Annotated in this window: 8 protein-coding genes; all 8 read left to right on the top strand. The window is 68.9% G+C overall.

What is annotated here, in order from left to right; genetic code table 11:
• The first annotated feature begins 453 nt into the window (after positions 1–453).
• The 8 genes from ABZ783_RS27385 to araA all read left to right on the top strand — a co-directional run bounded on the left by ABZ783_RS27385 (position 454) and on the right by araA (position 12,736).
• On the top strand, positions 454–3,489 hold the full coding sequence (locus ABZ783_RS27385; protein WP_357442919.1) for a beta-L-arabinofuranosidase domain-containing protein: 3,036 nt from the start codon (positions 454–456) through the stop codon (positions 3,487–3,489).
• A gap of 390 nt (positions 3,490–3,879) precedes the next feature.
• Positions 3,880–5,577 (top strand): ribulokinase, encoded by a 1,698-nt coding sequence (gene araB, locus ABZ783_RS27380; RefSeq protein WP_357442917.1) that lies wholly within the window; start codon positions 3,880–3,882, stop codon positions 5,575–5,577.
• Positions 5,574–6,272, top strand: a complete 699-nt coding sequence (locus ABZ783_RS27375; protein WP_357442915.1) for an L-ribulose-5-phosphate 4-epimerase — start codon at positions 5,574–5,576, stop codon at positions 6,270–6,272. The genes araB and ABZ783_RS27375 overlap by 4 nt, the downstream gene beginning before the upstream one ends.
• A 131-nt stretch (positions 6,273–6,403) precedes the next feature.
• Entirely contained in the window at positions 6,404–7,408 is a 1,005-nt protein-coding gene (locus tag ABZ783_RS27370) for an ABC transporter substrate-binding protein (RefSeq protein WP_357442912.1), read from the top strand.
• A gap of 180 nt (positions 7,409–7,588) precedes the next feature.
• On the top strand, positions 7,589–9,136 hold the full coding sequence (locus ABZ783_RS27365) for a sugar ABC transporter ATP-binding protein (protein WP_357442910.1): 1,548 nt from the start codon (positions 7,589–7,591) through the stop codon (positions 9,134–9,136).
• A complete protein-coding gene (locus ABZ783_RS27360) occupies positions 9,133–10,203 on the top strand; it encodes an ABC transporter permease (RefSeq protein WP_357442907.1) in 1,071 nt (356 codons plus the stop codon). Before ABZ783_RS27365 ends, ABZ783_RS27360 begins: the two co-directional genes overlap by 4 nt.
• Positions 10,203–11,198, top strand: coding sequence for a galactofuranose ABC transporter, permease protein YjfF (yjfF, locus tag ABZ783_RS27355; RefSeq protein WP_357442904.1), 996 nt, complete (start codon positions 10,203–10,205; stop codon positions 11,196–11,198). Before ABZ783_RS27360 ends, yjfF begins: the two co-directional genes overlap by 1 nt.
• A gap of 32 nt (positions 11,199–11,230) precedes the next feature.
• Complete coding sequence (gene araA / locus ABZ783_RS27350; protein WP_357442901.1) at positions 11,231–12,736, top strand: L-arabinose isomerase; 1,506 nt, start codon at positions 11,231–11,233, stop codon at positions 12,734–12,736.
• Positions 12,737–12,851 lie beyond the last annotated feature (115 nt).

Here is a 12,851-nt window from a genome sequence, read left to right as displayed (position 1 = left end):
GCCACGGACACCGACTCCCGCGGTCCGGCGCAATGGAGGACGATCGATGAATTAGGTCCGACCTGACGATGAGCCTCGTCCCGGCCTGAGGGCAACCGGCACGCACTGGACCGCGCACCTCACGGGACAGCGAACCGCTCCGTGCACCTGCCGGCGCGGTGGCATGCCGTGGCGCCGACGGACGCACCCGTCGCCGTCCGAACGCCGGTCATCCCCGCCTGCGGACGGGGCGGCGTCCGGCGTGCCCGGTCCCTGCTGGTCACGGGCGGTACGGGAGGAGCAGCGTCCACCTGGCCGGGGCGATTCCATCCAGCGGTTCTCGATCCAGATACAGCGAGCAGGAGCCTGGCCGTGCGGTCAGCCCACACCCACATGGAAGGACGATCCTCAGTGACTCAATCCGACAAGCCCTCCGTCAATCGACGTCAGATTCTTCAGGCATCAGCCATCGGTGTGGCTGCGGTCGCCGGCGCCAGCGTTCTCCCGGCGACCGCTGCCGCGGCGGCGACAACCACCGAGCCGGTAACCGGCCCGACCGCGCTCGGCTCGACCCCACCGGACCTCGGTCCCGGCGGGACCGCGCCGGTCAGGCCCTTCCAGCTGCGGGAGGTGAAGCTGGGCAACGGCCTGTTGCAGGAGGAGCGCGACCGCACGAAGAACTACCTTCGCCAGTTCGACGAGCGGCGCTTCCTCGTCCTGTTCAACAACCAGGCCGGTCGGCCGAACCCGGCGGGCGTCTCGGTCCCCGGCGGCTGGGAGGACGGCGGACTGCTCAGCGGCCACTGGGCCGGCCACTTCATGACGGCTCTCGCGCAGAGCTACGCCGACCAGGGCGAGCCGATCTTCAAGAGCAAGCTCGACTGGATGGTCAACGAGCTCGCGGCGTGCCAGGCAGCGATCACCGCGCGGATGGGCACCGGCGGCCCCGGCGGCGGGGATCCGCAGCAACCGCAGATCGGCCGGGTGTCCGGCCGCTTCGGCAACGGGCTGCGCCTGAATGGACCGAGCAAGGCGCAGCACATCACCCTTCCTCAGGAAGCCATCAGTCAGCTCACCAGCTTCACCATCGCCACCTGGGTGAACCTCGCCTCCACCCAGAACTGGAGCCGGCTGTTCGACTTCGGTCAGAACACCACGGTCAACATGTTCCTCACCCCGCGCGCTGGCGTCACCGGCAACGCGCCGAGATTCGCCATCACGGTCGGCGGTTCGGGACAGGAACAGCAGATCAACGGCAACGCGGCGCTGCCGACCAACCAGTGGGTGCACCTGGCCGTCACGCTGTCGCAGAACACCGGCACGCTGTACGTGAACGGTCAGCAGGCCGGCCAGAACACGAACATGACCCTCAGCCCGGCCAACCTCGGAAACCCCGGGAACCGGTGGATCGGGCGATCGCAGTACGGCGACCCATTCCTCGACGCGACCATCGACGAGTTCCACATCTTCGACCGCGCCCTGAGCCAGCAGGAGGTCCAGTCCCTGCTCGACTCGCCGGCCGGGAGCACCAACGGCGGGACCATCGCCTGGTACCGGTTCGACGAGGACGGCGGCACCACCCTCAAGGACGCCTCGCCCAACGGCCGCGACGCCGGCATCGTGCCGGCCCAGGACAGCGGCAGCACCCTGTGGACCCCGACCCACCCCGGCTACCTCGGCGCGATCCCGGAGGACGCGGTGCTCCGGCTCGGGCCGCCGCGCTGGGCCGTCTACGGCGGCAACGCGAACACCAACACCTGGGCTCCCTGGTACACCCAGCACAAGATCATGCGCGGCCTGCTCGACGCCTACTACCACACCGACAACGAGCAGGCGCGCGACGTCGTCGTCAAGATGGCGAACTGGGCGCACCTCGCGCTGACCGTCGGGGACAAGAACCACCCCAACTACACGGGCCCCATCACGCGGGACAACCTGAACTACATGTGGGACCTCTACATCGCCGGCGAGACGGGCGGGGCAGGCGAGGTCTTCCCCGAGATCTACGCGCTGACCGGCGACGGAAAGCACCTGGAGACCGCCAAGTTCTTCGACAACCGCGAGTCGTTGTTCGACGCCTGCGTCGAGAACCGGGACATCCTCGTGGTGACGCCGCAGAACCGGCCCGGCCGGCGCCGCCCGGACCGGCTGCACGCCAACTCGCACGTGCCGCAGTTCGTCGGATACCTGCGCGTCTACGAGCACAGCGGCGACCGGGAGTACTTCCAGGCCGCGAAGAACTTCTTCGGCATGGTCGTCCCGCACCGCATGTTCGCCCACGGCGGGACGGGCGGCAACTACCCCGGTTCCAACAACAACATCGAGATGTTCCAGAACCGGGACAACATCGCGAACGCGATCGCCCAGGGCGGCGCGGAGACATGCACCACCTACAACATGATCAAGCTGGCCCGGAACCTGTTCCTGCACGAGCACGACCCGGCGTACCTGGACTACTACGAGCGGGGCCTGCTCAACATGATCGTCGGCTCGCGCGCCGACAGCACGAGCGTCAGCAACCCGCAGGTCACCTACTTCCAGCCGTTGACCCCGGGCACCAGCCGCAGCTACGGCAACACCGGCACCTGCTGCGGCGGGACGGGAGTGGAGAACCACACCAAGTACCAGGAGACGATCTACTTCAAGTCGGCCGACGGCAGCACGCTGTGGGTCAACCTGTTCGTACCGTCCACGCTGACCTGGGCCGAGAAGGGCTTCACCATCACCCAGGAGACGAGCTACCCCCGCGACGACCGGACAAAGCTGGTCGTCGACGGCAGCGGCCAGCTCGACATCAAGCTACGCGTACCGGGCTGGGTGCAGCGGGGCTTCTTCGTCACGATCAACGGAGCCGACGCCCAGGTCAACGCCAAGCCGGGGACCTACGTCACGCTGAGCCGGACCTGGCAGCCGGGCGACACCATCGAGATCAGGATGCCGTTCAGCATCCGGATCGAGCGGGCGGTGGACCGCCCCGACACCCAGGCGATCTTCTGGGGTCCCCTGCTCATGCAGATCCTCGGCAACCCGGGCGGTGGCAACTACCGCGAGTTGTCCCTCTACCGCCACCTGAAGCGGGACGGTGACTACGCCCGCTCGGCCATCACCCACGCGAGCACCACCGCGGCGGGTGACATGCTCTTCACCACCCACGGCTTCACCCTGCGGCCGTACTACATCAGCGACTCGCAGGCCGCCTCGTCGTACTTCCGCCGGGTCGAGCCGACGATCGTGTTCGGGTCCATCGACACCGGTGTGCCCAACTACAAGCGCAACGATGGCCTGCCGAACTACGACGTTCCGGTGACGGGCATCCCCTCACCGGGCACCGACGGCCTGACGTTCCTCGACCTGGTGTGGGACCAGGCGCCCTTCACCAACCACGGCGGCTTCCAGTCGGCGGTCGCCCGTACCGCCGACGCGTTCCTCGCGGCCGGCATCTTCACCCAAGCGGAGAAGGACCTCGTCGTCTCGAGCGCGGCCCACGCGAAGAACGAACTCGCCCCGTAGGTGACGCCGGCGGCTGTCCGCCCACCGAGTGAACGGCCGCGGCCCGGCCGAGTTGAGTCGACCGGGCCGCGGCGGTTCCGATGGGTGCGCCGACCGTCAGCTGAGCAGGAACGCGTGTCGCTGCCGATCTGGTCCGCCGAACCACGCATCGGCCGGCTCCTTGCCGAAGGGCCGGTGCCACGGAGGCGGCGGACGACACGATGTGCCACCACCGTGAATGTGAGCGTGCACAGGGCGGCACTCCCATGCGGGTCCAGCGGGCACGCATCCGATGAAGGTCCGAAGCCCCACAGGCGCGGGAACAGCATTGCGAGCAGGTTTCCGGAGAGCTCTTGACGGATCCAATGTGAGCGCTAACACTGTGGCGAGAAGGTGAACGGGGAGGATGTCATGACTGCTTCGGCTGGGCCCGGCGACCAGGTCGTCGTCGGCGTCGACTTCGGCACGTTGTCCGGGCGGGCACTGGTGGTACGGGTTCGCGACGGCGTCGAACTGGGCACGGCCGTCCACGCCTACCGGCACGGCGTCATGGACTCCGTGCTGGCCGCCGACGGGCAGCCGCTGCCGGCCGACTGGGCCCTACAGGACCCCGACGACTACCGGGACGTGCTGCGACACGCGGTGCCCGCCGCACTCGCCGCGAGCGGTGTCGCCGCGCAGCAGGTCATCGGTATCGGCATCGACTTCACGGCCTGCACCGTGCTGCCCACCCTGGCCGACGGCACCCCGCTGTGCGAGCTGCCCGACCTGCGTACCCGCCCGCACGCCTATGTGAAGCTGTGGAAGCACCACGCCGCCCAGCAGCAGGCCGACCGCATCAACGCCCTGGCCCACGAGCGCGGGGAGGCCTGGATCGGCCGCTACGGCGGCAAGATCTCCGCCGAGTGGCAGTACGCCAAGGCCCTGCAACTGCTGGAGGAAGACCCCGAGATCTACGCCCGGGCCGAGCGGTGGATCGAGGCCGCCGACTGGATCGTCTGGCAGTTGTGCGGCGCCGAAACCCGCAACGTGTGCACCGCCGGGTACAAGGGCATCCGCCAGGACGGCCGCTACCCGTCCCGGGACTACCTGGCCGCGCTGAACCCGGGGTTCGCCGACTTCGTCGAGAAGATCGACGGCCCGCTGGCCGCCCTGGGTGCGCGCGCCGGCGGACTGACCGCCCAGGCTGCGGCGTGGACCGGCCTGTCCGCGGGCATCGCCGTGGCGGTCGGCAACGTGGACGCCCATGTCACCGCCGCCGCCGCGCAGGCCCTCGAACCGGGCCGGCTGGTCGCCATCATGGGCACCTCCACCTGCCACGTCGTCAACGGCACGGAGTTGGCCGAGGTGGCTGGCATGTGCGGCGTGGTCGACGGGGGCATCAGCGCCGGCCTCTGGGGGTACGAAGCCGGCCAGAGCGGGGTCGGCGACATCTTCGGCTGGTACGTCGAGCACGCCGCGCCCGACGGGTTCGCCTCCCACGAGCTGCTGACCGAACAGGCGGCTGCCCAGCCCGTGGGCGCCCACGGGCTGGTGGCGCTGGACTGGTGGAACGGCAACCGGTCGCTGCTGGTCAACCACGACCTGAGCGGGGTGATCGTCGGGCTGACCCTGGCCACCCGGCCGGCCGACATCTACCGCGCGCTGCTGGAATCCACCGCGTACGGGACCCGCATGATCATCGAGGCGTTCGCCGATGCGCGGGTGCCGGTGAACGAGCTGATCGTCGCCGGTGGACTGACCAGCAACCCGCTGCTGATGCAGATCTACGCCGACGTCACCAACCGGCCGCTGGGCATCATCGGCTCGGCCCAAGGGCCAGCGCTGGGCTCGGCGATCCACGCGGCGGTCGCGGCGGGCGCCTACCCCGACGTGTTCGCGGCCGCCACGGCGATGGGCCGGGTGGACCGCGACGCCTACCTGCCCGATCCCGAACGGGCCCGTGCCTACGACGCGCTGTACGCCGAGTACCGGCGGCTACACGATCACTTCGGCCGCGGCGGCGACGACGCCCTGCTGCGCCTACGCGCCATCCGTAACGCCGCCCGGTCGGCGGTCAACCACACGCGGGCCGACGAGGCCCCGCTCCCCGCGAAGGTCATGGCATGAGCAAGCAGTTCAGCACGAGCGCCGAGGTGGCACAGCTGTGCGAGACGGTGGCCGCCCTGCACGCCGAACTCGTCCGGTACGGCCTGGTGGCCTGGACCGCCGGCAACGTCTCGGCCAGGGTGCCGGGACGGAACCTGATGGTGATCAAACCGAGCGGGGTGTCCTACGACAACCTGCAGCCCGACAACATGGTCGTCTGTGACCTCGACGGGATCGTGGTGGAGGGTGACCTCTCGCCGTCGAGCGACACCGCCGCGCACGCCTACGTCTACCGGTCGATGCCCGACGTCGGTGGCGTCGTGCACACCCACAGCAGCTACGCGACGGCGTGGGCCGCGCGGGGCGAGCCCATCCCCTGCCACCTCACCGCACAGGCCGACGAGTTCGGCGGTGAGATCCCGGTCGGCCCGTTCGCCCGCATCGGCGGTGACGACATCGGCAAGGGCATCGTCGCCACCCTCTCCGGGCACCGCTCCCCCGCGGTGCTGATGGCCAACCACGGGGTCTTCACCATCGGCCCGGACGCGAGGGCGGCGGTCAAGGCCGCGGTGATGTGCGAGGACGTGGCCCGCACCGCACACCTGGCCAGGGCGCTCGGCCAGCCGGTACCCATCGCCGCCGAGGACATCGACTCGCTCTACGAGCGCTACCAGAACGTCTACGGGCAGGCCCCGGTTCCGTCCACCAACCGGTAGCGCAAGCCGGTGCCTGCCGGCATCTCACGACTGAACTCGCCAACCTGAACAGCGCGCATCGTCCATGGCCAGGCCTTCCGGCGCGGCCAGGCAAAGCCAGGTACCCCACCACACCCGTAAGGAGTCATCACATGAACACCGGCAATTCGATCAGCCGCCGCGGGTTCGCCACCATGCTGGCGGCCGGGCTGCTCGCCACCGGGCTGATCGCCTGCTCCAACAGCGACACCGGTGGCGACGGCGGCAAGAAGGCCGACGGCAAGATCGTGCTCGGGTTCTCGCAGGTCGGTGCCGAGAGCGGCTGGCGTACCGCGAACACCAACTCCATCAAGGAGGCCGCCGGCGCCGCGGGCATCGAGCTGAAGTTCGACGACGCCCAGCAGAAGCAGGAGAACCAGATCAAGGCGATCCGCAACTACATCCAGCAGAAGGTCGACGTCATCGCCTTCTCGCCGGTCGTGGAGTCGGGCTGGGACACCGTGCTCAAGGAGGCCAAGGACGCCGGGATCCCGGTGATCCTGACCGACCGGGCCGTCGACTCGGCCGACAAGTCGCTCTACAAGACCTTCCTCGGCTCCGACTTCGTCAAGGAGGGCCGACTCTCCGGCGAGTGGCTGGTCGAGCAGACCAAGTCCGCGACCGGACCGGTGAACATCGTGGAGCTGCAGGGCACCACCGGATCGGCACCCGCCAACGACCGCAAGAAGGGCTTCGCGGAGGCGATCGCCGCCAACCCCAACCTGAAGATCATCGCGTCGCAGAGCGGTGACTTCACCCGCGCCGGCGGCAAGCAGGTCATGGAGCAGTTCCTCAAGGCCAACCCGAAGATCGACGTGCTGTTCGCGCACAACGACGACATGGGCCTGGGCGCGCTGGAAGCCATCACCGCCGCGGGCAAGGTGCCGGGCAAGGACATCACCATCATCACCGTCGACGCGGTCAAGGACGGCATGCAGGCGCTGGCCGACGGGAAGTTCAACTTCATCGCCGAGTGCAGCCCGCTGCTCGGTCCCCAGCTGATGGACCTGGCGAAGAAGGTCCACGCCGGCGAGACGGTGCCGACCCGGATCGAGACCGAGGAGACCACCTTCACCCAGGAGCAGGCCAAGGAGGCCCTGCCGAACCGCAAGTACTGACGGGCCGGGGCACCGGCACAGCGCCTGCGCCGCGATGCCCGTCGGCGCACCGAACGGGCCGGCGGTGGACCACACCGCCGGCCCCGACCACTCTCCCGCACCGTGAGCCGACGGGCCGGGACCGCCGTGCACGGTCGCGGCGGCAGGGCACCTGACGACAATCACGAAAGGTCTGGTGGGATGTCGGATAGGCATCCGGTCCTGACGATGACCGCGATCAGCAAGTTCTTCCCCGGAGTCCGCGCCCTCGACGGCGTCGACTTCCGGATGTTCCCTGGCGAGGTGCACGCCCTGATGGGCGAGAACGGCGCCGGCAAGTCCACCTTGATCAAGGTGTTGACCGGGGTGTACGCCAGCGACGCCGGAACCATCACGCTCGACGGCGCCCCGGTCGCCTTCACCGGCCCCAGGCAGGCCACGGCAGCCGGGGTGAGCACCGTCTACCAGGAGGTGAACCTCTGCCCGAACCTGTCCGTGGCGGAGAACATCTTCATCGGGCGCCAGCCGCGGCGGTTCGGGACCGTGAACTGGCGCGAGATGCGCCGCCGCGCGAGGGCTCTGCTGGCCCGCCTCGACCTGGACATCGACGTCAGCGAGCTGCTGGGCAGCTACTCCCTGGCCGTACAGCAGATGGTGGCGATCGCCCGCGCCGTCGACGTACGCGCCCGGGTCCTGATCCTCGACGAACCCACATCCAGTCTCGACGCCGACGAGGTGACGCAGCTGATGCGCATCATGCGCCAGCTGCGTGACGAGGGCATCGCGATCCTCTTCGTCACGCACTTCCTCGACCAGGTCTACGAGATCGCCGACCGCATCACCGTCCTGCGAAACGGCCGCCTCGTCGGCGAGTACCCGACCCCGGAGCTACCGCAGTTCGCCCTGGTGGAAAAGATGATCGGCAAGGAACTCGACACCCTGGAGCGGCTCGACGAGCAGGCCGGGCGCGACCTGGCGGCCGTCGAGACGGGCACCCCGGTCGTCGAGGCGACCGGGCTTGCCCGAACCGGCTCCGTGGCCCCGTTCAGCCTCACCATCCACCAGGGTGAGGTGGTCGGCATGGCAGGCCTGCTCGGATCGGGCCGCACCGAGGTCGCCCGGCTGTTCTTCGGAGCCGATCGGGCCGACCGGGGCCAGCTCGCCATGGACGGCCGCCCCGTCACCATCCGGGGACCGGTCGCCGCCATCGAACAGAACATCGCGTTCTGTTCCGAAAACCGCCGCACCGAGGGCCTGGTGGGCGACCTGTCGGTGCGGGAGAACATCATCCTGGCCATGCAGGCGGCCCGCGGCTGGCTGCGGCAGGTGCCCCGACGCCGCCAGGACGAGCTGGTCCGCCGCTACATCGAGACGCTGAGCATCCGCCCGGCCGACCCGGACATGCCGGTGCGCAACCTTTCCGGGGGCAACCAGCAGAAGGTCCTGCTCGCCCGCTGGCTGATCACCGAGCCGCGGCTGCTGATCCTCGACGAGCCGACCCGCGGAATCGACATCGGCGCGAAGACCGAGATCCAGCGCCTCGTGGTGCAACTCTCCGACGGCGGGATGGCGGTGCTGTTCATCTCCGCCGAACTGGAGGAGGTGCTGCGGCTCAGCCACAAGGTCGCCGTGATGCGCGACCGGCAGCTGGTCACCCAGCTGGCCAACGACGACAGCCTCGATGCCGAACGCGTCATGCGCGTCATCGCCAGCGGAGCCGAGCAGCAGAAAGGGCAGGACGCCGCATGACCACCTGGAAGACACGCCTGTCGGGTGCCACCGGTCACCGGCTGTTCTGGCCGGTCGTGGTGCTCGTGGCGTTGCTGGCGGCGAACGCCGTCTATCGGCCGAGTTTCCTGGCCGTCGAGGTCAAGGACGGGCACCTGTACGGCAGCCTGATCGACATCGTCCGGCTCAGCGCCCCGCTGATCCTGGTCGCCCTGGGCATGACCCTCGTGATCGCCACCGGTGGGATCGACCTCTCCGTGGGGTCCGTGGTAGCCGTCAGCGGCGCCGTGGCCTGCCTCTACATCAGTCGCCAGCCGGACCAGAGCAGCGTCGGCACCGTACTGGCCGCCTTGCTCATCGCGTGCGGGGTCGCGCTGCTCCTCGGCGCCTGGAACGGGGTGCTGGTCGCCGTGATCGGCATCCAGCCGATCATCGCCACCCTGATCCTGATGGTCGCCGGACGCGGCCTGGCCCAGTTGATCACCTCCGGCCAGATCATCACCATCAACAGCAGTCCCTACCGGATGATCGGGGTCGGACACCTCCTCACCCTGCCGTTCGCGATCATCATCGCCCTGGCCGTGACCCTGATCGTGGCGGTACTCACCCGCCGCACCGCACTCGGGATGATCATCGAGGCGGTCGGCGGCAACGCCGAGGCCAGCCGGCTGGCGGGCATCCGTGCGCGACGCATCAAGCTCCTCGTCTACATCGTCAGCGCTGCCTGCGCCGCCGTGGCCGGGTTCATGATGACCGCGAACGTGTCCAGCGCCGACGGCAACTCCGCCGGCCTGTGGGTGGAACTCGACGCGATTCTCGCCGTGGTCATCGGCGGCACGGCGCTGACCGGCGGCCGTTTCTACCTCAGCGGCACCGTCGTCGGCGCGCTGATCATCCAGACCCTGACCACTTCCGTGTACGCCATGAACATCGACCCGCAGACCTCCCTGCTGTTCAAGGCGATGGTGGTGATCGCGGTCTGCCTCATCCAGGCACCGGCGTTCCGCGCCAGGTTCCGCCGGCGGCGAGTGGCCGGGGCGCCACCGTCGGTCCCGGTCGAGCAGAAGAAGGAGCAGGTGGCAGCCTGATGAGCACCACGCAATTGACCGCGCGGCTGGGCCGACCGACGTGGTGGCGCCTGCCCCGGCGGCAGGTCCCGGTACTGGTCAGCCTCGGTCTGCTGCTCGTCATGTACGGCATCGGCGTCTCGCAGTACCGTGCCTTCTCCAACATCCAGGTCATCTTCAACGTCTTCATCGACAACGGGTTCCTGCTCGTCGTCGCAGTCGGGATGACCTTCGTGATCCTCACCGGCGGCATCGACCTGTCGGTCGGCTCGGTGGTCGCGATGACCGCGATGGTGTCGGCCGCACTGCTGCGTGAGGGCCTGCCGTCCGCGCTGGTGCTGCTGATCGCGCTGTTGATCGGCCCCACGCTCGGGTTCGTGATGGGCTGCATCATCCATTTCTTCGACATCCAGCCGTTCATCGTCACCCTGGCCGGAATGTTCTTCGCCCGCGGCCTGTGCACCTGGATCAGTTCGGTATCCGTTCCCATCTCCGACGGCTTCTGGACCGCTGCGGCACAGGAGCGGATCAGGATCGGCGACAACTTCGTGACCGTCAGCGTCCTCGTCACGGTCGTGGTGGTCGGCCTGGCCGCGTACACGCTGGCCTACACCCGACTGGGCCGCGACGTGTACGCCATCGGCGGCAACCCGCAGTCGGCGCTGTTGATGGGCCTGCCGGTCGGCCGCACCCGGATCGCCGTCTACACGATCAGCGGTCTCTGCTCGGCGATCGGGGGCATTCTGCTGTCCTTCTACACCCTGTCGGGCGCCCCACTGATCGCCGTGGGCATGGAGCTGGACGCGATCGCCGCAGTGGTCATCGGCGGCACCCTGCTCACCGGCGGAGCCGGCTACATCCTGGGCACCGTGCTGGGTGTGCTCGTGCTCGGCGTCATCCAGACACTGATCACCTTCGACGGCACGCTCAACTCCTGGTGGACCAAGATCGTAATCGGCGGGCTGCTGTTCGCGTTCATCCTGCTCCAACGCCTCATCGCCATCGGCAAGAAGTAACCCACGACCCGCACATCGGAAGGCAACCCCCCATGACTAGCCCATCCCCGGCCGCCGAGGTCTGGTTCCTCACCGGCAGCCAGGGCCTCTACGGCCCCGAGACCCTGCGTCAGGTGGCCGATCAGTCCCAGCAGATCGCCGCGCGACTCGATGCCGATCCCGCCATCCCCGCCCGGGTGGTCTGGAAGCCCGTACTCACCTCCAGCTCCGAGATCCTGGCCGTCTGCCGCGACGCCGCCGTACAGGGGGTCGTGGGGATCATCGCGTGGATGCACACCTTCTCCCCGGCGAAGATGTGGATCTCCGGCCTGGACGCGTTGCGTACCCCGCTGCTGCACCTGCACACCCAGGCGAACGTGGCGCTGCCGTGGTCCGAGATCGACATGGACTTCATGAACCTCAACCAGGCCGCCCACGGCGACCGGGAGTTCGGATACGCGCAGACCCGCCTCGGCGTCGCCCGCAAGACGGTCGCCGGGCACGTCAGCAACCCGCAGGTCACCGCCCGAATCGCGGCGTGGACCCAAGCCGCGATCGGCTACTCGGAGATGCGGTCGCTGCGGCTGGTCCGCTTCGGCGACAACATGCGCGACGTGGCCGTCACCGAGGGCGACAAGGTCGAGGCTGAGCTGAGGTTCGGGGTCTCGGTCAACACCTACGGGGTGAACGACCTGGTCCAGTCCGTCGACGCCGTCGCCGACTCACGGATCGACGAGCTGGTCAAGGAGTACGACGACAGCTACCGGCTGGACCCGACGCTGCGCCCCGACGGTGAGCGCCACGACTCCCTGCGCTACGCCGCCCGTATCGAGGCCGGGTTGCGGGACTTCCTCGAGGCCGGCGGGTTCGGCGCCTTCACCACGAATTTCGAGGACCTCGGCGGGCTGCGGCAACTGCCCGGCATCGCCGTGCAGCGGCTGATGGCCGACGGCTACGGCTTCGGCGGGGAAGGCGACTGGAAGACCTCCGTACTGGTGCGCACGCTCAAGGCCATGTCGGTGGGGAGCGGCGGCGGCACGTCCTTCATGGAGGACTACACCTACGACCTCACCCCTGGGCGGGAACTCGTCCTCGGCGCGCACATGCTGGAGGTCTGCCCGAGCATCGCCGACGCGACGCCGACCGTGGAGATCCACCCGTTGAGCATCGGCGGGCGCGAGGACCCCGTGCGGTTGGTTTTCGACGCCCGGCCCGGTCCGGCGGTGGTCCTGGGGCTGGCGGACATCGGCGAGCGGTTCCGGCTGGTGGCCAACGAGATCGACGTGGTCGCCCCACCGCAGCCGCTGCCCAAGCTGCCGGTCGCCCGGGCGGTGTGGCGGCCCCGCCCGAACCTCGCCGCCTCCGCGGAGGCCTGGCTCACCGCGGGCGCACCGCACCACACGGTCCTGTCCCAGGCCGTCGGGACCGAGGAACTGCACGACCTCGCCGAAATGACCGGCACCGAACTTGTCGTCATCGACGCCGAAACCACCCCTCGGCGGTTCGCCCACGAGATCCGCTCGAATCAAGCCTATTTCCGACTGGCCAGAGGATTCTGAGCCGGAATCACAATTGGCGAGAATCGACTAACAATCGACGCGACCCGGTGCCGGAAACGCACCGGCACGCCCATCCGCAACCGAGCGCCGCACGGCCCTCCCCACCGCTATCGCC

The organism is Micromonospora sp. NPDC047738 (genome assembly GCF_040642675.1).
Lineage (GTDB): Bacteria > Actinomycetota > Actinomycetes > Mycobacteriales > Micromonosporaceae > Micromonospora.
Note: the sequence above shows the minus strand (reverse complement) of the source record. Positions and strands in the feature narration are given on the sequence as shown.

Coding starts and splice junctions, on each gene's coding strand:
- ABZ783_RS27370 (WP_357442912.1), top strand. CDS start 6,404: ATGAACACCGGCAATTCGATCAGCCGCCGCGGGTTCGCCACCATGCTG.
- ABZ783_RS27365 (WP_357442910.1), top strand. CDS start 7,589: ATGTCGGATAGGCATCCGGTCCTGACGATGACCGCGATCAGCAAGTTC.
- araA (WP_357442901.1), top strand. CDS start 11,231: ATGACTAGCCCATCCCCGGCCGCCGAGGTCTGGTTCCTCACCGGCAGC.
- ABZ783_RS27375 (WP_357442915.1), top strand. CDS start 5,574: ATGAGCAAGCAGTTCAGCACGAGCGCCGAGGTGGCACAGCTGTGCGAG.
- yjfF (WP_357442904.1), top strand. CDS start 10,203: ATGAGCACCACGCAATTGACCGCGCGGCTGGGCCGACCGACGTGGTGG.
- ABZ783_RS27360 (WP_357442907.1), top strand. CDS start 9,133: ATGACCACCTGGAAGACACGCCTGTCGGGTGCCACCGGTCACCGGCTG.
- araB (WP_357442917.1), top strand. CDS start 3,880: ATGACTGCTTCGGCTGGGCCCGGCGACCAGGTCGTCGTCGGCGTCGAC.